We start from the raw sequence: 26138 nt of genomic DNA on the forward strand, positions 1-26138 counted from the left end.
GTGTCATCGGCCCAGCCGGTCGATGGGAGTTCGTCGACGGTCGTTTGCGTCACCACGCCCGTGGCGGAGATCCCACGCGCGCAGCGACCGCCGCTTCGATCTCGTTCAACTGCGCTTGCGATAAGACGCCGGCCAGCAGCAGCCCGCGCATCAATTCGTCGGCCAGCGCGGCCAGGAAATGCACCTCGGCACGCTCTGCATGCGTGTCTTCGCCATCCGCGTTCACGTCGCCATTCATGCGTCTCTCCTCCGGCACAGCTTCCACGCATGCGTGAACGATCGACCCGTCAAATTCGACGCAAAGGGGTAAAGTCGCGGCGGTCGCGACCGTCGACCGGCGGTCTGCGGCGGCGTCCGGAAAGGCCGCGCACCGCCTCAAGTCTCTTTCTATCGGCGCCGGTGTGTTCGCATTCAGAAGATCCCGAGAAATTTCTTCTTTTGTTTCTTGCGATCCGCGGCCGACTCTTTGCCGCTCTCCGATTTGGCGGTGGTGCCGTTGCCGACGTCGTCGCGCGGCTTGCCCTTCGTGGTCCGCATCGCCTGGGCGTGAGCGCCGGCCAGGATCGGCCCGCACGCGGCGCTTTTCGCGTCGCCGACGTCGATAAAAGCGAGAATGGCGGCGAGCGGACTGGCGACGGCGCCCAATCCTACGCCTCCGCCGGCGCGAGCGAGCAACTCCGGGCTGATCACCTGTATGCTCGGCTTGGCGAAATAGCCGTTGAGCCCGACCGGCGACTGAGCCGAGAACAAGGAAAATTGCTTGCCGTCGGCGCGAAAGGCGAGGTCGAGGCTCTCATTCTTGAAGCTCAGCCCGCCACGGCCGAGGATGACATTCTTCTTCGTGTCGATGATGATCGGGTCGGCGGCGGCAACCCCATCGCGCACGGTGAACGCGATGAGCCCGCAATTGATCTGCACCGGCTCCTTCAGTTTATGCTCGAACATCTTTTGAATGAACGTGCCGATGTCTAGTTCCGACAGCTGGGCGTTGCGCGTCCAGAAGCTGCCACTCGGCATGATGAATGCGACACGACCACTCGCGGTGGCGAGCGAATCGTGGATCGTGTCGCCGCGCCCCTTCAATTGAATGCGGCCCTTTATCGTACCGCTCGTGCCCGACTCGTCGACACCATAACCGGCGAGCAGTCGGCCCATCGGTGTGGGCGATAGACGAATGTCGTAAGTGTCGAGCGCCGGCCGCGATCGCGTATCGAAAATCAGGTCCGATGCGACGCTGCCCCGCGCCATCGCGAAGCTCAACGGCGACAGCGCCAGCCGTCCGCGATCGAGTGCCAGCGTCAGGTCGACATGGGAGATCGGCACGTTGCGCGACTTGATATCCTGGATCGTCCAGCGCAGCCCGGCGTCGAAACGCTGCAACCCCGTGACCGGCAACGCGGCGTCGGGCAGCACGCGTTGCGGCGCGGCTCCGGTTGCCGCGGCAGCGGCGACTGCGCCCTTGGCTGCGACGATATCGGGATTGTAGCCGATGAAGGGAGCGGCATCGACGATGTCGAGCTCGCGCGTGGCCAATACCGAATCGAGCCGCAGCCGTTCGTCATTGACGATCGTCAGCCGCCCGGCGAGGTCGCTGTCGCCGAACCGGCCGGCCATGTGCGTGAAGCGATATTCAGAACCGTCCTTCACCAGCTGCGCGCGCAACGCATAATCGCGAGTATTGGGCAGCACCACGCCGATAATGCCGAGCAGCTCGGCCAAGTTGCGGCCCCGCGCGCGGGTGCGCAATGGCACGTCCTCGATGTCGGTCGCCGACGGCAGCGTCCCCGCCACGTCGATTACATTGCCTGCGGCCCAGGCACGCGCGACCAGCTTGTTCTCGCCGCGATCGAGCGTCGCGTCGGGCGACATCATTTGCGCGACAAGACGAAACGGCGTGTCGCGAATTTGTCCGGTCCCGTGCAGCTCGACCGCCTTTCCGATCTGCTTGTTGGTGGCGGCAATCGGATCGATCCCCAGGTCGGCGAGCAGCCGCATCCGCGGATCGACATACCGCACCTTCGTGCCCACCACCGTCGCGAGATCGATCCGCGGCAGTTCGAACGGCTTGCCGCCCGTGTCGGCAAACGTCCAGGTGTTGGCGGTGTGCCCGGTATTCCATTCGAGGTCGGCCGAACCGCCGGTCAGGTCGAGCCGGTAGATGCGGCGCTTGCCGAAGATCAGGCTCAACGGCGAAACACGCATATCGATCTTTTGCGCCTGAAACAGATTGGGCTTGGTCGCCCATTTCGGATTGGCGATGCTCAACCCTTCCGCGTAGAATTTGATTTTCATCGGCGCGAAATAGAGCTGGAAGTCGCCTTCTATTTTTACGGCGCGACCCGCCATGCGGGTCGTGACGCTCTCGAACGGCTGTTTCAAAAATCGACCCTTGGTGATGAACAGGACCAACCAGATAATGAAGAGCGTCGCGAGCACGCCGACCAGGAGGTTGCGAATGGTCCGCCAGGTCCGACTGCCAAAAAAGCCCACCACCGGCTTTGCGTCGGTCACGTCCTTGGAAGCAGCCACGGTCGTATCCATCGCCGGCTGAATCGCGCGAACGCACTGAAAGGTTCACTCGCTGTCGCACTGCTCGCTCGCTAAGAGGCGGTCGAATGTCTCTTTCGCGAGCACCACGTCACAAGGCGCGCGCGCGTGCGCCACGCTGGCAAGATGCGGTGAAGCCGCTTAGGAATGAGTCTGTGAGCGCTATCCTGGAAATCTGTGTCGATGATGCGGCCGGGGTCGATGCAGCGGTCGCCGGTGGTGCGGATCGCATCGAGCTTTGCTCGGCACTCGAACTGGGCGGCCTGACGCCGTCCGCCGCCCTGCTCGATCACGCGTTGGGGACTGGCTGTCCGATCCACATGATGATTCGTCCGCGCGCGGGCGGCTTCGTTTATAGCGACGACGATGTGGCATTGATGGTCGAGGAGATCGGCCGGGCGGTCGCCGGCGGCGCGGCCGGTGTTGTCGTCGGTGCGTTGCGTCCCGACGGCGAGCTCGACCGAGAAGCGCTGGAGCGTTTTCGTGACGCCGCTTGGGATGCGACGATCGTCCTGCACCGCGCGATCGATCTTGTCCCCGATCCCGTTGCGGCTGTGAGCGAGGCGATCGCGCTAGGTTATGATAAGATCTTGAGTTCGGGCGGCGCGCCGACCGCGGTCGAAGGCATGACGACGCTTGCGGCGATGGTCGCGGCAGCCGGGGAGCGGCTATCGATCATCGCGGGATCGGGCGTCACGCCCGATACGGTCGCGCGGATCATCGCCGGTACCGGCGTGCGCGAAGTCCATGGATCGGCGAGTCGTCCTGGTGCCGAACCCGATGCCGCCACGTTGCGGCTCGGCTTTGCAACGGGGCCGCGACGTGCGACCGATCAGTCCATCGTGCAACGGTTGCGCACAATGCTAGCGGAAAAAGGGAGTAGTGCATGAACGACGGCATTTCACGGCGCGGGGCATTGGCAATCGGCGCGGCCGCCGTGTTCACGGCGGCCACGGCTGAAGCGGCCGAGACCGATCCGGTCGCCGTCCTTTCCACCTGGGATTTCGGCAAAGCAGCGAACGAGGCCGCGCTCGCGCGCCTCAAGGCCGGCGGCTCGGTGCTCGACGCGGTCGAGGCGGGAGCCAAGGTACCGGAGGCCGATCCGACCAATCATTCGGTGGGTTATGGCGGCTATCCCGATCGCGACGGCCATGTGACGCTCGACGCGATCATCATGGACGATCGCGGCGGTGTCGGTGCGGTCGCCGCGCTGGAAGATGTCGTCCACGCCATTTCGGTCGCACGGCTGGTGATGGAAAAGACGCCGCATACCTTGCTGGTGGGGGAGGGGGCGACTCGCTTCGCACTCGACCAGGGCATGAAGCGCACGAAGTTGCTTACGCCCGACGCCGAGAAGGCCTGGCGCGAATGGCTCAAGACCGCGAATTACCGGCCGATCGCCAATATCGAGAACCGCCTGCCGGGACCGCCGGGATCGAAGCTCAACCACGACACGATCGGGATCATGGCGCGCGGTCTGGACGGCGCGATGGCCGCGGCCTGCACGACATCGGGGATGGCATTCAAGATGCGCGGGCGGGTCGGGGATTCGCCCCAGGCCGGCTGCGGGCTGTTTCTCGAAAAGGGAGTAGGCGCGGCTGCGTCTACTGGAGTGGGCGAGGAAGTGACGCGGATCGCCGGAACCGCCCGGGTCGTCGCGTCGATGCGTGCCGGGCTGTCGCCCCAGGCGGCGTGCGAGGAAGCGGTCAAGCATATCGCGCAGTTACGCGGCGACGCGATCAAAGGGCTCCAGGTCGGTTTTCTCGCTTTGGGTCGGGATGGCCGGGTCGGCGCCTATGCGCTGCTTCCGGGATTCACCTATGCGGTGACGCGGCATTCGGGCGTAAGCGAGGTGCTGCCCTCGGCTAGCCTGTTCGGCCAGGCGCCGTAACAAATGGTTGCCTTCCGGCAGTCGCGACCGCGGATCGCGGATCGATCGGTTGCCGCCGCCGTCAATGGGGCTGGATAAGCGGCGCCGCACGCCGTACTGGGCGTCGCTTCCCTTTCGGGTTCATGCCTTTTCGCCGCCTATGGACGACGTTCCTCCCTCCGGCCTTCAGGCCGTCATCCTCGCGAACAGGGAGAAGCTGTTGCGATTCCTGATTGCGCGCGGCGCGGGGGACGCAGCGGAGGACGTGCTTCAGGACCTCTACGTGCGCGTTGCGACCGCGGATGCTGGACCAGTCGCCCAGCCTTTGTCCTATCTCTACCGCGCGGCTAACAATTTGATGGTCGATCGCTTCCGCTCGCGGCGCCAGACCGAACGGCGCGAACAGGATTGGAGTGAGGCCGCGGGGCCGACCCAGCCCGACCGCTCCGACGCGCCGCCGCCAGACCGCAGCCTGGTCGCGCGAGAGACGCTGGCCGGCGTACAGGCGGTGCTGGACGGATTGGGCGTGCGCACCGCGACGATCTTTCGCCGTCACCGCATCGACGGCGTCCAGCAACGCGACATTGCGCGCGAATTGGGGGTCAGTCTGAGCACCGTGGAGGCCGATCTCAGGCGCGCCTATCGCGCCTTGCTCGACTATCGGAGGTCGATCGATGAGGTTTGACCCGACCGAGTCCGTCTTCGCTAATAGGAGGCGGACATGACCGACTGGACGCGCGAGATGGAGGAGGAAGCCATCGCCTGGCTGATCCGCCAGCGCGATCCCTCGTTCGATGACTGGGAAACGTTCGAGACATGGCTCGCCGCGGACGTCGCGCATGCGCGCGCTTATTCCGAAACCGCCGCCGCCGACTGCGACCTGGATGCGCTGCTGACCGGGGTGCGTTGGCCGGCCGAGGCCGGGCCCAATCTCGACGAGCCGATCGTTCCGTCGCGTCGCCGCTGGCTGGGCGGCGCAATAGCGGCTTCGGTCGCACTCGCGGTCGCTGCCGGATCCTGGCTCGCCTGGCCGTCGCGCGATCTCTATTCGGTGCAGACCGCGGCAGGCGAACGCCGCACATTGGTCCTCGCGGACACCAAACTGGAGCTCAATGGCGAGACCAGGATCCAACTCGACCGCAAGGATCAGCGGTTCGCGCGGATGGAACACGGGCAGGCGCTGTTCACGGTCAAGCACGATCCCGCGCGCCCGTTCCGACTGGAGACCGCTGACGCGACATTGGTCGACGCCGGGACGACATTCGAAGTGACCACCGGCGGCGGGGCGCTCGATCTCGCCGTGAGCGAAGGCATGGTGATAGTGGATCCGGGCAAGGCCGGTATCGACGTGCCCGCCGGCCAGCGCTTCACGCTCGCCAAGGGGCAGCGCACCGGCCGTCTGAGCGCGGTGAGGCCGGCCGATGTCGGCGCGTGGCGCGGCGGCCAACTCTTCTATGACGGCGCGCCGCTGTCGCGCGTTGCCGCCGACCTGCAGCGCAATCTCGGCGTGCCGGTCAGCGTCAGCGACGCCGCCGCCGCGCGGCCGTTCCGTGGCGTCGTGCGGCTCGACGGTGGCGTCGAGCCGACCATGGCGCGGCTTGGTATCCTTCTCGGTGCGAATGTGCGCCGTTCAGGCAAAGGGTGGGTGATCGCCGGACCATGAGGGGTTTCGCCGGCCCCGCGGCGTTGGCGGGGCTCTGTCTGATCGTATCGCCGGCCGAGGCGAAGGATCAGGCGATCGACATTCCCGCTGGGACGCTCGGCCAAGCGATCGCGGCACTCGGTGCGCAGGCGCGCGTCAGCATCGTTGTGGCGGTGAACGATCCCGGCTTGCTTCGACGGCCCGTGCCCGCGGTGCGCGGCACGATGGGCGCCGGCCGCGCGCTTCAGCTGTTGCTGAAGGGGACGTCGGCTCGGGCGGTATCGCCGGCGCCCGGAGTCTGGCGGATCGTCCCGGCGCCGCCGCCCAGGGCAAAGCCAATCGCTCGCGCCATCGCCATCAAGCGTCCGACGTCGCCGACACCCGCGCCGCAGCCGCAAGCGGCGGACGACATCGTCGTGACGGCGAGCAAGCGCGACACGCGGCTGCAGAGCTTCCCCGGCGCGGTCACCGTGATCGGCGGCCTCGATCTGGGTCGCGACTCCGACAATGGCACCGATGCCATCATCTCGCGCGTCGCTACCGTGTCGTCGACCTATCTCGGTGCCGGCCGCAACAAGCTGTTCATCCGCGGCATTGCCGATTCGAGCTTCACCGGACCGACCCAGGCAACCGTCGGCCAATATTTCGGCGACGTGCGCCTGACCTACAATGCGCCCGATCCCGACCTCCGGCTCTACGATGTCGGCTCGGTTGAAGTGCTCGAGGGGCCGCAAGGAACGCTCTACGGCGCCGGATCGCTCGGTGGTATCATCCGCATCATCCGCAACACGCCTGATTTGACGACGATAGGCGGGTCGCTGACCGGCGGCGTCTCGGCGACCTGGCACGGTGCGCCCGGCGCCGATCTCGCCGGCGTGCTCAACCTGCCGATCGCCGAGGATGCGCTGGGCATTCGCGTGCTTGGCTATGGCATTACCGAGGGCGGTTATATCGACAACCCGCTGCTCGGAAAGAAGGACATCAACCGCTCCAACATTTTTGGCGGGCGCGCGACAGTGCGCGGCAAGGTCGGCGGCTGGATGATCGATCTAGGCGGCACGTTTCAGAAGACGCGCAATCTCGACAGCCAATATGCCGATCGTGACGCGCCGCCGCTGACTCGCAACAGCCGGCTGCCCCAGGGCAGCGACGCGACCTATGCACTGGGCGAACTGGTCGCGAGCCGCCGCTTCGACAGTGGCCTGCTGTTTGTCTCGTCGCTTGGCGTTGCGCGGCAACGGCTCGACGAGCGCTACGACGCCACCCAGCCCAACGGTCCCGAGCGTCTGTTCAAGCAGAACAACCATACCGACCTGTTCTCGTTCGAAAACCGCCTGTCGCGGCCGATGACCGATGGCCTGGGCTGGGTCTTCGGGATGAGCGTCGTGCGCAACACAACCAAGCTCAGTCGTGCCATGGGCGATCCCGACATGCCGCTCCCTGCCACCGGCGTAGTCAATCGCATCACCGAAGCGACCGGCTATGGAGAAGTGTCGGTAGAGTTGCTGCCCAAACTCACGCTGACCGGGGGCGGCCGTTACAGCCATGTCTGGCTGACGGGCGAGGGCGCAGACGTCGTGCCGTTGATCGCGCGGCTCAATGCCGACGTGACGGCCGAACGCGAGGAAAGCGCATTCCTGCCGTCGTTTGCGCTGTCGGCGACGCCGCTCGATCGGCTGACGCTCTACGCCCGCTATCAGGAGAGCTTCCGGCCCGGCGGGCTGGCGATCGAGGGCGACTTCGTCCGGCGGTTCCGCAATGATCGCGCCGCGACGTTCGAGTTCGGCATGCGGCATGGCGTGCCTGGGATCGACCCGATCGGCGTCTCGCTGAGCGTGTCGCGGACCTTGTGGCGCAACATCCAGGCGGATTTCATCGATGGGCGCGGATTGCCGAGCACGGCCAATATCGGCGACGGGCGGATCTGGACGGTATCGGCATCGGCCGATTGGCGCCCGGCGCCCGGGTTGAGCCTGGAGGCCGGCGTCTCGCTTAACGACAGCAAGGTGGTCAATCCCAGCCCGTTCTTCCTCAGCTTCGTCATTCCCGGCCCGAACAGCGAGCCGGCGACGTCGCACATCGTCAATGCGGTCGCCGCCGACGCCGTGACTTATGGTCGCGTCCCCAACATCGCCAATGTCGTCGCACGCGGGGCGGTGAAATACGAATTCGCGGTGTCCGATACGGCGCAGATCTCGCTCGCGGCATCGGCGCGATATACCGGCCACTCACGGCTGGGCGTCGGGCCGATCCTGGGGGCGGAACAGGGCGACTATCTCGACACGCGGATCTCGGCGCGATTGTCGTTTGATCGCTTCGCGCTGACCGCCAGCGTGACCAATCTGGCCGACGAAGTGGGCAACCGCTTCGCGCTGGGCACGCCGTTCGCGATACTCAGCGAACAGCAGATCACGCCGTTGCGTCCGCGCACGGTGCGGATCGGCTTCGACGCGGCGTTCTAGGAAAAATTTACCCTAACCCCCAAGGTTGCGCCGCGTCTGCGCCGTCATCGCCTTTGAACGGGTGCCACCCTCCCCAAACGGGCATCCGAAAAAGGGACTTCAGATGCGCGTATTGCTTGCTTCGACTTGCCTGACCCCCGTCATTCTGTTCGCCGCCACTCCCGCCGCGGCGCAAAGCACGATCTCCACCGCGATCACCACGCCGGTGAAGACATCGACCGCGAACAATGGCGCGCCGTCCGACGTCAGCATCACTTCGGCGGGATCGGTGACGGTCACCAGCGGCACGGCGGTCACCATCGACAGCAATAACGGCGTCAGCAATGCCGGCACGATCCAGATCACCAATTCGGACAATGCGACCGGCATCGGCGCCGCGGCCGGCGTGACCGGCTCGATCAACAATACCGGCAAGATCATTGTCGACGAGACCTATACGCCGACCGATACCGACAATGACGGCGACCTCGACGGCCCGTTCGCCGCCGGCACCGGGCGCGCCGGCATCCGCACCGCCGGCGCCTTCACCGGCGCGATCACCAACGCCAAGGGCTCGACGATCACTGTCGAGGGCAACAATTCCTACGGCATCGTGCTCGGCGGCGCGCTCAACGGCAATTTGTCGACCGACGGCACGATCGCGGTCACGGGCAACAATTCGGCCGGCGTCAAGACCGGGGACATCAACGGCAATGCGCGCATCGCCGGCACGGTCACCGCGCAAGGCGGCGGGTCAAGCGCGGTGCTGATCAACGGCAATGTCTCGGGCGCGCTGACCTTGCAGGGTGCGATTTCCAGCACGGGCTATCGCTACACCACCGTGCCGAGCGATCCGAGCAAACTCGACGCCGATGACCTGCTCCAGGGTGGTCCCGCGGTCTCGATCACCGGCAATGTCGGCGGTGGCGTCGTCCTCGCCGTCGCGCCGACGACCAGCACCACCGATCCCGATACCGACAAAGACGGCATCCCCGACGCCGACGAAGGCTCGGCGGCGATCACCTCCTACGGATCGGCTGCCGCGTTGCAGATCGGTGCGGTCGGCAATTCGGTCACCTTGGGTCCCGTCGCCAACACCGCCGGCTATGGTCTCGTCATCAACGGCACGGCGAGCGGCAACGGGCTTTATGCCGGCGTGAACGCCAATGGCGTCGTGATCGGCGGGCTGGGCGGAGCGGTCACCGTCACCAACGGCATGCAAGTCACTGGCACGGTCGCGGCGACCGCCAATGCGGCGAATGCGACGGCGCTGCGTATCGGTGCCGGCGCGACGGTCCCGACCATCGTCAATTCGGGCAAGATCACCGCTAGCGGCGCGTCCTCTGCTGGCCAGCTGTCGCAGGCCATCGTAGTCGATGCCGGCGCCAATGTGACCTCGATCCGCAACACCGGCACGATCTCGGCGGTTGCAGGAACCGCCGCCGGCGCGACTGCGATCGTCGACAAATCGGGCAGCGTGACCTCGGTCGAAAATGGCGGCGCGATCACCGCGAGCGGTGCCGACACGACATCGACCCGCAATATCGCGATCGACCTCAGCGCCAACACGAGCGGCGCGACGGTCAAGCAGATCGTCGTCGCCAGCGGCACCGCGCCGTCGATCGCCGGTGACGTCCGCCTCGGCAGCGGCAACGACACGCTCGATCTGGGCGACGGCTCGCTTGCCGGCAACGTCACGTTCGGCGCGGGCAACAACCTGCTCACCATGTCGGGCGACGCCACGATGACCGGCAATGCCACGTTCGGCGCCGGCAACGACACGATGACCCTGGCCGGCACGGCGGCCTATACCGGCGCGGTCGACTTTGGCGGCGGCGCGGACACGCTGACCATCGGCGGCACCTCGACCTTTGCGGGGACGCTCGCCAATGCCTCGGGCCTCGCGGTTACGGTCAATGGCGGCAAGTTCACCAACACGGGCACCACGCCGGTCTCGATCGGCTCGCTGGCGGTGACCGGGGGGGGCACGCTGGGCGTCACGGTCAACACCACGACCAACACCGCTACCCAGTATAACGTCGCCGGGACGGCAAGCTTCGACGCCAATTCGAAGCTGGCGATCAAGCTGACCGGTCTCGTCACCGGGACCGGGCATTACACCATCCTGACCGCCGGCACGGTCACCGGCGCGAGCAACCTGACGACTTCGGCGGTCTCGCTGCCTTATATGTACAAGACCAGCATCGCGACCGGCGGTCCCGCCAACCAGATCGCGATCGACATCGCGGCCAAGACGACGACCGAATTGGGCCTCAACCGCTCGGGATCCGCTGCTTATGGCGCGATCTATGCCGCGCTGAGCCAGGACAGCAAGGTCGCGAATTCGTTCCTCAACATCACCGACGGCACCGCGTTCCAGACCGCGATCCGCCAGATGCTGCCCGACCATGCCGGCGGCACCTTCGCGGCGGTCAGCGCCGGATCGCGCGCGATCGGTCGGATGCTGACCGATGGCGGCGCGCCCTATGTCGACAAGGGGCATTGGGGGTATTGGCTCGAGGAAGTCGCCTATGGCGGATCGAAAAGCTTCCTCAACACCGCGTCCTACGACATCAACGGCTGGGGCACGTCCGGCGGCGCCGAATACAAGACCAAGCTCGGCAATTTCGGCCTGTCGCTCGCCTATCTGCACGGTAACGATAACGACAACGGGACCGACAATACGGTGTCGTCGGACCAGTATGAAGTCGCCGCTTATTGGCGCGGCGACTGGAGCGGCCTGCGTCCGTTCGCTCGCGTGTCCGCGGCGCGCGTCAATTTCGCCAGCGAGCGCAGTTTCAGCGGCAATGACGGCACCAGCACGGCGGTTGCGCTGAGCAACAGTTCGAAGTGGAACGGCAAGATGCTCTCGGCCACCGGCGGCGCATCCTATGAAGGTGCGGTCGGGCATTTGACCTTCCGTCCGATCCTGTCGGTCGACTATTACCGCCTGGACGAAGACGCCCATACCGAGACCGGCGGCGGCAAGGCATTCGACTTGTCGATCGCCAAGCGCACCAGCGACGAATTCGCCGCCAACGCGACGATGGCGGTCGGTCTCACCTTCGGGTCGACCGAGGATGGCTGGTTCCACACCGAGATCGAAGGTGGCCGCCGCCAGATCCTCGGCGGCGAATTGGGCGCGACCACCGCGAACTTCGCGGGCGGGCAGGCCTTCACCTTGATCCCCGATAAGCGCACCGATGGCTGGGTCGGCCGCTTCCGCGCGTCGGGCGGTTCGCCCGGCTTCCGCATCGGCGGCGAAGTGGGTGCCGAGGAGCAACAGAGCCGCGCCGCGATCTCGCTGCGCGCGACGCTCCAGATCGGACTCTAATTTCGGTTGCGGTGCCGGCCCGCTCCCCCACCCGACCTCCCAATCAGAATATTCTATGGGAGGCCGGGTGGGGGAGCGGGCGGAGCAGCCCAAGGTTCAGGCGATGCGCAGCATTGTCGGAATGGCTGCGGAGGGCGGCACCGTTCCCGTTTCAGCTCGGCTGAAACGGCATAAATGCGCGTCAGGGCAGGTTCGCGGCCAATTCGTCCAGGAAGGGCTGGGCGGTGCCGTCCGATGGCGCGCGCCAGTCTCCGCGCGGGGACAGTGCTCCGCCCGCCGAAACCTTCGGCCCGTTCGGGATCGCCGAGCGCTTGAACTGGCTGATCGTGAAGAAGCGGTACAGAAACTTCTCCAGCCACAAGCGGATCGTCGGTAAGTCGTAAGCGTTCCGTGCGGCCGCCGGGAAATCGCGTGGCCAGCGACCCGCGCTCGTATCTTCCCACGCCTTCAGCGCCAGGAACGCGACCTTGGACGGCGCCATGCCGTGGCGCGCTATATAATGGACGAAGAAGTCGTTGAGCTCGTACGGCCCGATCTTGCTCTCGGTCGACTGGATCGCGCCGTCGGCGCCGGCGGGGACCAGCTCGGGGGAGATTTCCTGCGCCACGATCGCGTCGAGCACGCGGTCGGTCTCGGCATCATATTGGTCGGTGCGGATGCACCAGCGGATCAGGAACTGGATCAGCGTCTTGGGCACGCCGGCATTGACCGCGTAGTGGCTCATCTGGTCGCCGACGCCATAGGTGCACCAACCCAGCGCGAGTTCGGACAGGTCGCCGGTGCCGACCACCAGACCGTCATGCTGGTTGGCCAGGCGGAAGAGATAATCGGTTCGCAAGCCGGCTTGGACGTTCTCGAAGGTCACGTCATAGACCGGTTCGCCACTGGCGAACGGGTGGCGCATATCCTCGAGCATCTGTTTCGCGGCGGGTCGGATGTCGATCTCGTCGCCCGCCACGCCCAGCGCGCGCATCAGTGCCCAGGCGTTTGACTTGGTCCCCTCGCTGGTCGCGAAGCCGGGCATCGTATAACCCAGGATATGGTCGCGCGAGCGGCCCAGCCGGTCCATCGCCTTGGCCGCGACGATCAGCGCATGGGTCGAATCGAGCCCGCCCGACACGCCGATCACCAGCCGCTTGGCGCGCGCCGCCTCGACGCGGCGGATCAGCCCGGAGACCTGGATATTGAACGCCTCGTAGCAATCGGCGTCGAGTTTCTCCGGCGCGTTGGGAACGAACGGAAAGCGCCGCACGTCGCGCTTGAAACCGACATCGGCGAAATCGGGTTTCGCCTCGAAGCCGATGAAGCGATAGTCCGCGTCGTCGATACCGGCGAAGCGCGCGGCGTCGGCGAACGTGCTGTTGCGCATTCGCTCGTGCCGGACCCGTCCGCAATCGACGTCGGCGACCAACAGTCCCGATGAAGCCGGAAAGCGCTCGGACTCGGCGATCAACTCGCCTAATTCGTGCACCATTCCCTGGCCGTCCCAGGCGAGATCGGTCGTGCTTTCGCCTGGACCCGCGGCGGAGAAGACATAAGCGCACACTGCCCGGTCGGACTGCGACCCCGACAGAAGCATCCGCTGGCGTTCTTTGCCGATCAGGACGTTCGACGCCGACAGGTTGCAGCAGACCAGCGCACCGGCCAGCGCGGCCCAGGTTGAAGGCGGGACAGGCGCCCAATAATCCTCGCAGATCTCGGCATGGAAAATGAAATGCGGCAGGTCGCTGGCGGCGAAGATCAGATCGGTGCCGAACGGCACGCCGGCTTGCCCGGCAATGTCGATCTCTGTCCGCACCACGCCGTCGCCGCTGGCGAACCAGCGTTTCTCATAATATTCGCGATAATTGGGCAGGAAGGTCTTGGGCACGATGCCCAGAATCCGGCCGCGATGGATCGCCACCGCACAATTATAGAGTCGGCCATTGCGCGGGATTGCGGCGCCCACCAGCAGCACCGGCCGCAGCTTGGCGGTCGCCGCCGCGACTTCGGCTAAGGCCGCTTCGGTCGCGCGCTGGATCGTCTGCTGCAGATGCAGATCGTCGATCGCGTAGGAGGTGAGATTGAGCTCGGGATAGACGAGCAGATCGCACGCTTCCTTGTGTCCGCGCTTCGCCAGCGCGATCGTCTCGCGGACGTTGACGGCGATGTCGCCGACACTGGCCACCGGGGTGCAGGCGGCCACGCGCAGAAATTCGTGCGCGTGGTGCGAGAAGAAACGATGGGTCTTCGCCATGCCCGCCGCTTAGGCCTCACACCGACCTATCGCAAGGTCGCGGCGGTGCCGATCGTGCGTGTCCGGCCCGGGGCATCGCAGCGCGGGCTCATCAGGTTTTCTCGATTCTGACCAGCAAGGCATCGACCTGCACCTGCGATCCCACCGCCGCGTTCAACTCCGCCACTAGGCCATCGAATGGCGCGGTCAGGCCGTGCTCCATCTTCATCGCCTCGAGCGTCAGCAGCTTCTGGCCCTTGGCCACCGTATCGCCGGCTGCGACGTCAACCGCGATCACCCGACCCGGCATCGGCGCCAGGATCGCGCCGTCGCCGGCGGCGCCCGCGGTACCGCCCGCCGCACGCCAGATGGTCAATTGCCAGACCTGGCCGCCCTCGGCGATCAGTAAACTGTCGACTGCCTCGGATCCTGGCTCCGCCACATCATGCTCGATCGCGATCGTGGCGCCGTCGAGCAGAAAGGTGTCGGTACGCCGCACCTGAGCGTTGAGGCGGAACCCTGCCATCGGCAGCTCGCCGATCAGCGCGGCGGCGGCATCGGCCAAGGCTTCGTCAGACGGCCGAGCGGGCGGCATCAGCGCATCGCCCTCGCGCGCGATCAGGCCGGTGTCGACATGCCCCTCGGCGAAAGCCTCATGCTCGAGTGCTTCGACCAGGAAGCCCGCATTCGACCGCACCGGCCAGACGATCGCGTCGGACAAGGCGTCGGCCAGCAGCTCTCGCGCTTCCTCGCGATCCTCACCCCAGGCGATCACCTTGGCGATCATCGGATCGTAGAAAGGCGAGATGTCGGCGCCTTGCTCGACCCCGGTATCGACGCGAGCATCGTCGCCCAGATCGAACGCTTCGAGCCGGCCGATCGACGGCAGGAAGCCTTTGGCCGGGTCCTCGGCATAGAGCCGTGCTTCCATTGCCCAGCCGTTGATCTCGAGTTCGTCCTGCGTTCGCGGCAGCTCTTCGCCCGAGGCGACGCGCAACTGCCATTCGACCAGATCCTGGCCGGTAATCTCCTCGGTCACCGGATGCTCGACCTGGAGCCGGGTGTTCATTTCCATGAACCAGATGCGGTCGGCGCGCAGGCCTTCGCTGGCATCGGCGATGAACTCGATCGTGCCCGCGCCGACATAATCGACCGCTTTTGCTGCACGGACCGCTGCAGCACAGATCGCAGCACGCGTGTCTTCGTCCATGCCGGGGGCGGGGGCTTCCTCGATCACCTTCTGGTGGCGGCGCTGGAGCGAGCAGTCGCGCTCGAACAGGTGGACGACATTGCCATGGCTGTCGCCGAACACCTGCACTTCAATGTGGCGAGGCGAGAGGATGTATTTCTCGATCAGCACGCGATCGTCGCCGAACGACGAGGCGGCTTCGCGCTGGCATGAAAGCAAGGCGTCGGCGAACTCCTCCGACGCTTCGACCCGCCGCATTCCCTTGCCGCCGCCACCGGCAACCGCCTTGATCAGCACCGGATAGCCGATCGCGTCGGCCTCGGCCTTCAGATGATCGGGGCGCTGATCCTCGCCAAGATAACCCGGCGTCACCGGCACGCCGGCGGCGATCATGCGCTCCTTGGCGGCGTCTTTCAGCCCCATCGCGCGGATGCTGTCGGGCTTGGGCCCGACCCAGATCAGCCCGGCATCGATCACCGCCTGCGCGAAGTCCGCATTTTCCGACAGGAAGCCGTAGCCGGGGTGGATTGCCTCGGCGCCCGTCTCCTTCGCTGCGGCGAGAATCTTGTCGCCGACCAGATAGCTTTCGCGCGCGGGCGAGGGCCCGATATGCACCGCCTCATCCGCTTGGCGGACGTGGAGCGCTCTGGCGTCGGCGTCCGAATAGACCGCGACCGTGCGGATCCCCATCACCCGCGCGGTGCGGATGATGCGACAGGCGATCTCGCCGCGATTGGCGATGAGGAGGGAGGTCAGCAAATCATTGTCTCCGTGCGCGCGTCGCGCCGCATCCAAAGGTCCGGACCGACCAGGTGACGTTCTGAATTTTCCAGACGCCGGCGTCACGCACCAGATCGAAATGCTGGTAGCCGCAATGGCGTATGGTGCCATCGATCGCGAAAATGTAGCGCCCCGATACGGTCGCTATCGCGCCGTCAATCGCGATGGTCGGCGCGACCATCTGCTCGTTATAGCGCTCGGGGCCAGAATCTACGCTGGCCCACGCGGCGAGATCGACGCTGCGCACCGTACGGCTGCCATCGACCTTTTCCATGATGACCGTCGCGGTGCCGGTGGGGCGCAGTTGCGCGCGGATCGCCGCTTCGTCTTTGGCAGCGATTCCCGCGAACGCAGCGTCAACGACCGCGAGGACCTCCGCTCGTCCCGGATCGAGCATGGCCGGAGCAAGCCCGAGGAAAAATGCCGCGATCATCACGCCGCCGGGCATCCCGCCGTGCGCTGCGACCAGGTCACGTTCTGGACTTTCCACGCGCCATTCTCGCGCACCAGATCGAAATGATCGACGCCGCAGGTCGCGACCTTGCCGTCGACCGACAAGGTGAAGTCGCCCCACACCATCGCGATGTCGCCGTCGATCTGGATCATCGGGCTGGCGGTGAACTGCTCGTGATAGCGGTGCTCGCCCGGTTTGATCTTGGCCAGATAGTCTTCCCAGGTGACGTGGCGCACCAATTTGGTGCCGTCAGGGCGGCTGACGGCAATGGTCGCGCCGCCGCCGCCATCGATCCGGATCTGGTTGCGGATCGCGGTGGCGTCGGTCGCGTCGATCCCCGCGAACCACGCCTTGAGCGGCGCCATCACCGCGGCCGCGTCGCTCGCCGATACCGGAGCGGGCGCCTTGTCGGCTGTGGGCGCCGAGGCAGCGAGCAGCAGCGGAAGAAAGATCATCGTCGGCTCCTCCGGAAGCGATGCGGTCAGGCTATTGCGCGGCGCAGCCAGTGGTGCGGCTTGACCAGGTGACATTGGCGACCTTCCACGAACCGCTTTCGCGGACGAGGTCAAAATGGTCGACGCCGCAATGATGGACCTTGCCGTCGATCAGGAAGGTATAGGGGCTCCACACCATCGCGATGTCGCCATCGATCTCGATCGCGGGATCGCTCAGCCGTTCCTCGAACCGTTCCGGGCCGGGCTTCACGCCGGCGGCGAACTCGGCGCCGGTCAGGCGGCGGACGCTACGCGTGCCGTCGGGCTTTTCCGCGGCGACTATGGCGGTGGCGTCGGGCCGCATCGCCGCGAGGATGATCGCGGAATCGCGGCGGGCGAGGCCGTCGAACATTGCGTTGATCGGCGCCATCACCTGGCCCTCCTCGCTGGCGGGCGGGGGAAGCGGATTGGCGGGCGGGAGCTTGTCGCTCGACTTTTGGTCGGCGACGGATGCGAGCAGAAGGAGGGGGAAGAAGATCATGGTGCGTCCTTAAATTCCTCCCCGGACCGGGGAGGATTTCGTTGGCTACATTTCGCCATCACATCCGGAACACGCCGAAGCGCGGGGCTTCGGGGATTGGGGCGTTGAGGCAGGCGGCGAAGGCAAGGCCGAGCACGTCACGGGTCTGGGCGGGGTCGATGATGCCGTCGTCCCATAGCCGCGCGGTGGCGTGCCAGGGGGAGCCTTGCGCTTCGTAATCGTCGCGGATCGGCTGTTTGAAGGCTTCGACTTCCTCCGGCGTCCATTTGGCGGCATCGCGATGGACCGTCGCCAGCACGGACGCGGCCTGCTCGCCGCCCATCACGCTGATCCGGCTGTTGGGCCAGGTGAACAGGAAGCGCGGACTATAGGCGCGGCCGGCCATGCCGTAATTGCCCGCGCCGAAGCTTCCGCCGATCAGCACGGTGACCTTGGGCACGCTCGCGGTGGCGACCGCGGTGACCAATTTGGCGCCGTGTTTGGCGATGCCCTCGGCCTCGTACTTGCCGCCGACCATGAAGCCCGAAATGTTCTGGAGGAATAGCAATGGGATACGTCGCTGGCAGGCGAGCTCGATGAAGTGCGCGCCCTTGACCGCGCTTTCGCTGAACAGCACGCCGTTATTGGCGAGGATCGCGACGGGCATGCCCCAGATGTGGGCGAAGCCGCACACCAAGGAGCTGCCGTACAGCGCCTTGAACTCCTGGAATTCTGATCCGTCGACCAGCCGCGCGATGATCTCGTGCACGTCGTAGGGCGCACGCACATCCTGCGGGATGATACCGTACAGGTCATACGGATCGAACTTGGGCGGACGCGGTTCGCGCAGCTCGATATCGTGCCCGCGATCGCGTTGCAGCGTCGAGACAATGTCGCGGACGATGGTCAGCGCATGCTCGTCATTCTCGGCGAGATGATCCACCACGCCCGACTTGCGTGCATGCAAGTCACCCCCGCCGAGATCCTCCGCGCTGATCACTTCGCCGGTCGCGGCCTGAACGAGGGGAGGGCCGGCGAGGAAGATCGTGCCCTGGTTGCGGACAATCACGCTCTCGTCGCTCATCGCCGGGACATAGGCGCCGCCGGCGGTGCAGCTGCCCATCACGCAGGCGATCTGGGGGATGCCCTTCGCCGACATATTGGCCTGGTTGAAGAAGATCCGCCCGAAATGGTCGCGGTCGGGGAACACCTCGGCCTGGTGCGGCAGATTGGCGCCGCCCGAATCGACCAGGTAGATGCAGGGCAGGCGGTTCTGTTCGGCGATCTCCTGTGCGCGGAGATGCTTCTTGACCGTCATCGGGTAATAAGTGCCGCCCTTCACCGTGGCGTCGTTGCAGACGATCATCGCCTGGCGGCCCGAGACGCGGCCGATCCCGGCGATCATCCCGGCCCCGGGGACCTCACCATCATACAGGTCGCAGGCGGCGAGTTGGCCGATCTCGAGGAAGGGCGAGCCCGGGTCGAGCAGCCGCTCGACCCGGTCGCGGGGGAGCAGTTTGCCGCGCGCCGTGTGGCGCTCGCGGCTCTTCTCGTTGCCGCCGAGAGCGGCGGTCGCGACGTCGGCACGCAAACGGTCGACCAGCGCGCGATTGTGCGCAGCATTGGCGCGGAACTGGTCGCTGTCGGGGGAAAGGCGAGTGTCGAGAACGGGTGCGCTCATGCCGCACTGACTAGCCGTGCGGATTGGTATTGGGAAGCCGCGCGGGGCCCTAGCGCGGCAAACTGTGTTGGTGTAGCCAGCGAGTCATACACCAGATAAAAAAGAGGGTTCCCGATGAAGCGCTCAATTCTCGCCGCTATGTTGCTCGCCACCACCGCAGGCGGGGTCGCCGTGTGGCAGGCTCCCGCTCTTGCTCAGGCGGTGACGGGGACCAAATCGGGCGTCGACAAATCGCTCATCGACCAAAACGCCAAGCCCGGCGACGACTTCAACGCTTATGCCAATGGCGCCTGGCTGAAGACCGCCGAGATCCCCGCCGACCGCTCGTCGATCGGGGTCGGGCTCGACGTGTTCAAGGTCGCCGAGAGCCGCAATGCCGACATCATCAAGGGTGCCGCGGCGTCGCAGGCGAAATCAGGCAGCGACCTGCGCCGCATCGCCGATTATTACGACGCCTATAACAATACCGCCGCGATCGAGGCGCGCGGGACCGCCCCGCTGAAGCCGATCCTGGCGCCGATCGACGCGCTCAAGACGCGCGCGCAATTGTCGGCGATGCTCGGCGCCAACATGCGGGCTGATACCGATCCGTTCAACAACAACAATTACGCCTCGACCGACAATCTGTTCGGGCTGTTCGTCGGGCAGGATCTCAACAAGCCGACGATCAACGCGCCGTATCTGATGCAGGGCGGCGTCGGCATGCCCGACCGCGACTATTACCTGTCCGACAAGAAGGAGATGGCCGAGCTCCGCGACGAGTATAAGGACTATCTGGAGAAGGTCTTCACGTTGGCGGGGATGAGCGATCCCAAGGCGCGGGCCGGCCGCGTTTTCGCGCTCGAGACGAAGATCGCCCAGGCGCAGACCGACATCGTCACCGCGCAGGATGCGCATAAGGGCGACAATCCCTGGACCCGCGCCGATTTCGCGAAGAAGGCACCGGGAATCGACTGGAATGCCTATTGGACCGCGGCCGGCCTGCCCAAGCAGCAGAATTTCATCGTCTGGAACCCCGAGACGACAACCAAGCTCGCCGGCCTCGTCGCCAGCGAGCCGATGCAGTCGTGGCAGGACTGGCTCGCCTTCCACCGCATCAACGAAGTCGCTTCTACGTTGCCCAGGGCGTTCGACGACGCCAAATTCGACTTTTTCGGCAAGCAGATGACCGGCACGCCGGCGCAGCAGCCGCGCGACAAGCGATCGATCGGCGCGGTCAACGGTGCTTTGGGGTATGAGGTCGGCAAAATCTACGCGGCCAAATATTTCCCCGCATCGTCCAAGGTGGCGATCCAGACAATGGTCAAGAACATCGTCGCGGCGTTCGACAAGCGCATCGCCGCGCTCGACTGGATGGCGCCGGCGACCAAGGCCGAAGCGCGCAAGAAGCTGTCGGTGCTGAAGGTCGGCGTCGGCTATCCCGACACCTGGCCGATGCGTCCTTATTATGCGGTCAGCGCGACCGATCCGGCGGGCAATCTGCTCCGCGCCAGGCTGTCCAATTACCGCTACCAGATCGGCAAGCTCGCCAAGGCGCCCGATCGCGGCGAATGGTGGATGACACCGCAGACCGTCAATGCGGTCAATTTGCCGCTGCAGAACGCGCTCAACTTCCCGGCCGCGATCCTCAACACGCCCTATTTCGATCCGACCTTCGACCCGGCGGCCAATTACGGCGCGATCGGTGCGGTGATCGGGCATGAGATCAGCCACTCGTTCGACAATCTCGGATCGGATTTCGATTCGACCGGCCGCCTGCACAATTGGTGGACCAAGACCGACCTCGCGCGGTTCGAGTCATCGGGCAAGGCGCTGATCGACCAGTATAACAAATATGAGGTGCTGCCGGGCCTGTACGCCAATGGCCAGCAGGAACTGGGCGAGAATATTGCCGACACCGCCGGCCTGACCGCGTCGTATGAGGCGTATCACGCGTCGCTGGGCGGCAGGCCGGCGACGGTGATCGACGGGCTGACGGGTGATCAACGCTTCTTCCTGGCGTTCGCGCAGAGCTGGCGGACCAAGATGCGCGACCGCGCGATCCGGGCGCGGATCGCGACCGACGTTCACGCGCTGGCGCCGCTGCGGGTTGAGACGGTGCGCAATCTCGATGCCTGGTATGACGCGTTCGGCATCAAGCCGGGCGACAAGCGCTATCTGGCGCCGGGCGACCGCGTCCACGTCTGGTAAGGCGCGTGACGCCGGACGATCGCACGCCGGTCATTGTCGGCTGTGGCGAGGCGGTCGATCGTCCGGCGGCGCTCAGTCACGCGCTCGATCCGATCGGGCTGATGGCGCTTGCCGCGCGGCGCGCGGACGAGGATGCTGGTGGCGGGTTGCTTCGCCAGGTTGATCGGCTCGATGTCGTCAACCTCGTAAGCTGGCGCTATGCCGACCCGCTCGGCGAGTTAGCGACGCGGCTTGGCATCGCGCCACGTTCGCTTAGCTATGGGCTGATCGGCGGCGAGACGCCGACCAAATTGACCCACGAAGCCGCGCTGGCGATCGCGCGAGGCGAGGCGCAAGTCGCACTTATCGCGGGCGGTGAAGCGCAGCACAGTGCGGCTCGAGCGCAGAAGGAAGGCACAGACCTTCCCTGGCCACCGTTCGCACATGACGCGCCGGCCCGGGTCGAGCGGGCGACCTATCTCCACCCGCTGGCGATCGCGCTGGGCGCGTCGTTGCCAGTCAACGTCTACCCCTTCTATGAGATGGCGAGCGCGTGCACCTGGGGCCAGACGCCCGCCGTGGCGCAAGCGGAATCGGCTGAACTATGGGCAAGATATGCGGCGGTCGCGGCCGACAACCCGTCGAGTTGGCTCGGGCGCCGATACGCTGCCGACGACATTGCCCGTGTGACGACCGACAACCGGCTAATCGCTTGGCCTTACACCAAGCTGATGGTCGCCAACCCCATGGTCAATCAGGGCGCGGCGGTGATCGTGACGAGCCTGGCCTTAGCGCGAGCGGCCGGGATCGATCCGGCGGCGATGATCTATCTCATCGGAGGTGCTGTAGCCGACGAGCCGCGCGACTACCTGGCCCGCGACGGTTATGCGGCAAGCTCGGCCCAGAACGCAGTACTGGATCGCGCGAGCGGCTTGAACGATGGCCGGCCGTTCGATGCGATCGAACTGTACAGCTGCTTTCCCTGCGTGCCCAAGATGGCGCGGCGGACGCTGGAATTGAGCGAGGATGTCGTGCCGACAGTGACCGGCGGGCTCACCTTTTTCGGCGCGCCGCTCAACGATTATATGCTCCATGCGACCGCGGCGATGGTGCGGCGGCTGCGGTCGGGCGGCGGCGCCGGACTGCTTTATGGGCAGGGCGAGTTCGTCACTAAGCATCACGCTTTGGTGCTGAGTTCCGCCCAGCCCAACCGCTCGTTCGACCAGGACTATTCGGTTGCGAGCGATGCCGAGAACCGGCGCGGAACGGTTCCGCCGATCGTGAGCCCCACCGACGGCGCCGCGACACTCGAAACCGCGACGATCCTCTATCGCCGCGATGGGACGGTCGACCGCGGCGTTGTCATCCTGCGAACCGAGGACGGTGCGCGCACGATGGCAGCCGTGGCACCCGACGACCGCGCGACGCTTGCGGCGATCACCGATCGCGAACGCTATCCCGTTGGCCGTAACGGGACGGTCACGGCGGGGGATGTTCCGTGCTGGGTGATCGCCTGAGGCGATCGACCCATTCTCGACCTAATCGGGCAATTGTCTTTGTCCGTGACCGGTCTAAGCTATCAGGTCGAAGGGGTTGTTTTCGGGGGCGTAACATCATGATCCGGGCGTTGCTGATCGCCGCATGCGCGATGCTGAGCATTGGACAGGCGCGTGCCGACGATGTGTTGCATTTCGGCGAGCGGCCTAGCTGGGCGACCGACATTGCCGAACCGGCGCCGGGCACGTTCGACGGCGCAATCACCGTGCGCCTGATGACCATGCAGCTTCGCTATGATGATAGCGGCACGCATCAGGTCACGCGCCAGATCATGCGGGTCAACACGCCCGAGGGCCTGCAGATGGCGGGTACGATCTACGTCATCTGGCAGCCGACGATCGGCAAGATGACCGTCAATCGAGTGCTGATCCACCGCGGCGCGGAGACGATCGACGTGATGAAGGACGGCAAGGGGTTCCAGATCCTGCGACGCGAAAGCCAGCTCGAATCGGCGATGATCAACGGCATGCTTACCGCGGTGCTGCAAGTGCCGGACCTGCGCGTCGGCGACGAGATCGAACTCGCTTATACTACCGACATGAGCAATCCGGTGCTGGCCGGCCATGCCGAAACGGCGATACCGCTTGACGTGCTGCCGTCGAGCGATCGTCTGACGGTCAAGGTAAGCTGGCCGATCGGTCGCGCGGTGCGCTGGATGGCTGGGCCGCTGGCGCCGGTGCCGGTGCTGACCAAGGCGGGCGGATTCCAGATCGCGACGTTGACCCGCGACGATTGGAAGAAGCCCGAAGCGCCGGCGAGCGCACCCGATCGCTACAGCAGGATGGCGATGGTGCAATTCTCCGACTTCGCCAGTTGGGATGCGGTCTCGGCGTTGATGCGACCATTGTTCGAGACGGCGGCGACCATCACGCCCGATTCGCCCGTCATGGCCGAGGTGAAGCGGATCGCGGCCATGTCCAATGATCCCAAGATTCGCGCGACCGAGGCGTTGCGGACCGTGCAATCGCAAGTGCGCTATCTGGCGCGTGTCGATGGGCTTGGCGCCTACAAGCCCGAGGCCGCCGACGTGGTCTGGAGCGGGCGCAGCGGCGATTGCAAAGGCAAGACCGTACTGCTGCTGTCGATGCTGCACGCGCTCGGCATTACCGCCGATCCCGCGCTGGTTTCGGCGACGGACGGCGATGGGGTCGATGCCGCGCTGCCGATGCCGGGGCGGTTCAATCACGTCATCGTGCGCGCCGTGATCGACGGCAAAGTCTATTGGCTCGACGGCACGCGGTTCGGCGACGGTAATATCGATCGGATCGCGGTACCGGAATTCAAATGGGCGCTGCCGCTCGAAGCACAGATGCCGAAGCTGGTCGCGCTGACCCCCGCCCCGCCGACGGCACCGCAAAGCGAGATGGCCTTCGATCTCGATGCGCGCTCCGGCCTCGACAAGCCCGCAAAGGCGAGCGGAACGCTGGTCTATCGCGGCGAATTGGCCAGCCGGACGCGGATGATGCTGTCGATGCTGGCGGCAACCGATCGCGAGACCGTATTGCGCAAGATGTGGACGGGGCGTTTCGACTTCCTGACCGTTTCGAACGTGGGGTCCAAGATCGACGAGGTGACTGGCGACGTTACGCTGAGCTTTGCCGGTACCGCGGAAATGGACTGGTCGGGTGAGGATTACGGCCGCAAGAGCTATGAAGCCGACAATGCCCGGGTCGGACACTATCTGAAGTCCAAGCGCGACAAGAATCCCGACGCCGCGCCGGTCGAGGTCGATGACAATTACAATGCCTATCGCGAGACCATCCTGCTGCCCGATGGCGGCAAGGGATTCTCGCTCGACGGCGAAGCGGTCGATTCCACCATCGGCGGTGTTCATTATGTGCGCACCGTCGCGCTGAAAGGCGAGCGGTTCGAGATGACGACGATGGCGCGCAACAAGGCGGCGGAGATCAGCTATGCCGATGCCAAGGCGGCCGACGATCAAGTTGATGAATTGTGGAAGAAGCGCGTCTTCGTTCGCGCACCTGCCGGCGCCGCCATCGCGGCCAAGCCGGGAGCGAAGTCGGACGAGCCGGGGGCCGGCCAGCTTGAGGCCGACCTAAGGCAGGTCGCGCAATTCTGGTCGACCGGTAAAAGTGATGAAGCGCTCAAGCTGATCGATGGGCGGATCGCGCGCGGCGACAAGAGTGTTCAGATGCTGGCCGGGCGTGGCCAATCGCTGATGCTGCTCGACCGGATGGATGAGGCGTCGAGCGCGTTCGACCAGGCGCTCGCGAGCGACAGCCGCTTTCCCATGGCAATCCTTGGAAAGGCACAAGTGCTGCAGCGGCAGGGCCGTTTCGATGACGCGCTGATCCTCTACGATCGCATGGTGTTGCTGTTTCCCGACAAGGCCGAGTCGTACACCATGCGCGCAGGAGCGCGGGTGGCCGCCGGACAATATGACGGAGCACTCGCCGACTTGGGCGTGGCGATCGCGAAGCAACCCGATAATGTCGAGGCACGCACCATGCGTGTCCGCATCTATTCTTCGCAATCGAAACGGGATGCGGCGCTGGCCGATGCGCGCGAGGTCGTGAAGCTCAAACCCGACGACGCGACGGCGCACGCGCTGCTTGCCAATATTCTGGCGGTGATGGGCCAGGTCGACGAGGCGCTTGGCGAGACGACCAAATCGATCGCAATCGAGCCAACTGGCGATGCCTATTTCTTGCGGTTGCAGTGGAACTTGCGCCCCGCGCCAAAGGATCAGCTCAACGACGTGCTCGGCCAGATCAAGACCGAACCGGAGCGTGACATCCCACTGATCGTGCTTCGTAAGCTGGTCGCCGACCCCGCTGCGAAAGCGGCGATCCTGGCGGCATATGATACGCAAGTCGCCGCTCATCCGAACGTCAATGCGATTGCCCAGCAACGTGCGATGGTCGCCGCCGTGACCGGCGACGGCAAGGCATTGCTGCCGTTGGTCGACAAGCAATTAGCCAAAGCTCCCACCGACTGGATCGCACTCAATTCCGCGTGCTGGACGCGGGCGACGCTGAAGCTCGACCTTGATACGGCGCTGGCGCAATGCGACAAATCGGTGACCGCAAAGCGCGTGTCCGCCAACCTCGACAGCCGCGGGTTGGTGCATTTCCAGCGCGGCGAATGGGCGGCGGCGATCAAGGATATGGATGACGCGCTCGCCTTGGAGCCGAAACAGAGCGGCAGCCTTTATGTCCGAGGCGTCGCGCGCAAGCGATTGGGTGACGCGGCTGGGGCGAAGGCCGACATCGATGCCGCGATGGTGATGAGCAAGCGGATCGACCAGACCTATGCCGGTTACGGCGTGGTGCCGTGACGCTTCT

General features: G+C 65.5%; 17 protein-coding genes. 9 read left to right on the forward strand and 8 right to left on the reverse strand.

Annotation, left to right across the window (positions count from 1 at the left end):
- Positions 1–49: 49 nt before the first annotated feature.
- Both AC1DRD_RS04910 and AC1DRD_RS04915 read right to left on the reverse strand, forming a co-directional pair.
- Positions 50–238, reverse strand: coding sequence for a hypothetical protein (locus AC1DRD_RS04910; RefSeq protein ID WP_478040515.1), 189 nt, complete (start codon positions 236–238; stop codon positions 50–52).
- Positions 239–411: 173 nt separating this feature from the next.
- Positions 412–2541 (reverse strand): AsmA family protein, encoded by a 2130-nt coding sequence (locus AC1DRD_RS04915; RefSeq protein WP_478040516.1) that lies wholly within the window; start codon positions 2539–2541, stop codon positions 412–414.
- Between the two features lie 161 nt (positions 2542–2702).
- Between AC1DRD_RS04915 and AC1DRD_RS04920 the strand changes: the two genes are divergently transcribed.
- The 6 genes from AC1DRD_RS04920 to AC1DRD_RS04945 all read left to right on the forward strand — a co-directional run bounded on the left by AC1DRD_RS04920 (position 2703) and on the right by AC1DRD_RS04945 (position 11834).
- On the forward strand, positions 2703–3437 hold the full coding sequence (locus AC1DRD_RS04920; RefSeq protein ID WP_478040517.1) for a copper homeostasis protein CutC: 735 nt from the start codon (positions 2703–2705) through the stop codon (positions 3435–3437).
- Positions 3434–4438 (forward strand): glycosylasparaginase, encoded by a 1005-nt coding sequence (locus AC1DRD_RS04925; protein ID WP_478040518.1) that lies wholly within the window; start codon positions 3434–3436, stop codon positions 4436–4438. Before AC1DRD_RS04920 ends, AC1DRD_RS04925 begins: the two co-directional genes overlap by 4 nt.
- Positions 4439–4577: 139 nt before the next feature.
- Positions 4578–5102, forward strand: a complete 525-nt coding sequence (locus tag AC1DRD_RS04930; RefSeq protein WP_478040519.1) for an RNA polymerase sigma factor — start codon at positions 4578–4580, stop codon at positions 5100–5102.
- A gap of 36 nt (positions 5103–5138) precedes the next feature.
- Positions 5139–6080 carry a FecR family protein gene (locus AC1DRD_RS04935; protein ID WP_478040520.1) on the forward strand — a complete coding sequence of 314 codons (942 nt, stop codon included), beginning with the start codon at positions 5139–5141 and terminating at the stop codon, positions 6078–6080.
- Complete coding sequence (locus AC1DRD_RS04940) at positions 6077–8521, forward strand: TonB-dependent receptor (RefSeq protein ID WP_478040521.1); 2445 nt, start codon at positions 6077–6079, stop codon at positions 8519–8521. The genes AC1DRD_RS04935 and AC1DRD_RS04940 overlap by 4 nt, the downstream gene beginning before the upstream one ends.
- 103 nt (positions 8522–8624) lie before the next feature.
- Entirely contained in the window at positions 8625–11834 is a 3210-nt protein-coding gene (locus AC1DRD_RS04945; RefSeq protein ID WP_478040522.1) for an autotransporter outer membrane beta-barrel domain-containing protein, read from the forward strand.
- A 181-nt stretch (positions 11835–12015) separates the two neighbouring features.
- Here AC1DRD_RS04945 and AC1DRD_RS04950 read toward each other — a convergent pair whose 3' ends face one another.
- The 6 genes from AC1DRD_RS04950 to AC1DRD_RS04975 form a co-directional block, all read right to left on the reverse strand.
- On the reverse strand, positions 12016–14070 hold the full coding sequence (locus AC1DRD_RS04950; RefSeq protein WP_478040523.1) for an NAD(+) synthase: 2055 nt from the start codon (positions 14068–14070) through the stop codon (positions 12016–12018).
- A gap of 91 nt (positions 14071–14161) precedes the next feature.
- Positions 14162–15997, reverse strand: a complete 1836-nt coding sequence (locus AC1DRD_RS04955) for an acetyl/propionyl/methylcrotonyl-CoA carboxylase subunit alpha (protein ID WP_478040524.1) — start codon at positions 15995–15997, stop codon at positions 14162–14164.
- A 1-nt stretch (position 15998) separates the two neighbouring features.
- On the reverse strand, positions 15999–16451 hold the full coding sequence (locus AC1DRD_RS04960; RefSeq protein ID WP_478028576.1) for a nuclear transport factor 2 family protein: 453 nt from the start codon (positions 16449–16451) through the stop codon (positions 15999–16001).
- Positions 16451–16927, reverse strand: coding sequence for a nuclear transport factor 2 family protein (locus AC1DRD_RS04965; protein WP_478028577.1), 477 nt, complete (start codon positions 16925–16927; stop codon positions 16451–16453). Before AC1DRD_RS04965 ends, AC1DRD_RS04960 begins: the two co-directional genes overlap by 1 nt.
- Before the next feature lie 31 nt (positions 16928–16958).
- Positions 16959–17447 carry a nuclear transport factor 2 family protein gene (locus tag AC1DRD_RS04970; protein WP_478040525.1) on the reverse strand — a complete coding sequence of 163 codons (489 nt, stop codon included), beginning with the start codon at positions 17445–17447 and terminating at the stop codon, positions 16959–16961.
- A gap of 58 nt (positions 17448–17505) precedes the next feature.
- Entirely contained in the window at positions 17506–19107 is a 1602-nt protein-coding gene (locus tag AC1DRD_RS04975; protein WP_478040526.1) for a carboxyl transferase domain-containing protein, read from the reverse strand.
- 114 nt (positions 19108–19221) lie between these two features.
- Here AC1DRD_RS04975 and AC1DRD_RS04980 point away from each other — a divergent pair, with 114 nt between their 5' ends.
- From AC1DRD_RS04980 to AC1DRD_RS04990, 3 genes are all read left to right on the forward strand, one after another.
- Positions 19222–21297, forward strand: coding sequence for a M13 family metallopeptidase (locus AC1DRD_RS04980; protein WP_478040527.1), 2076 nt, complete (start codon positions 19222–19224; stop codon positions 21295–21297).
- Positions 21298–21302: 5 nt separating this feature from the next.
- Entirely contained in the window at positions 21303–22793 is a 1491-nt protein-coding gene (locus AC1DRD_RS04985) for an acetyl-CoA acetyltransferase (protein ID WP_478040528.1), read from the forward strand.
- A gap of 98 nt (positions 22794–22891) precedes the next feature.
- The gene (locus AC1DRD_RS04990) at positions 22892–26131 is read left to right on the forward strand and encodes a DUF3857 domain-containing protein (protein ID WP_478040529.1); all 3240 of its coding nucleotides are present in this window, start codon (positions 22892–22894) and stop codon (positions 26129–26131) included.
- Positions 26132–26138 lie beyond the last annotated feature (7 nt).

This window comes from Sphingomonas sp. P4_G2 (assembly GCF_056401155.1).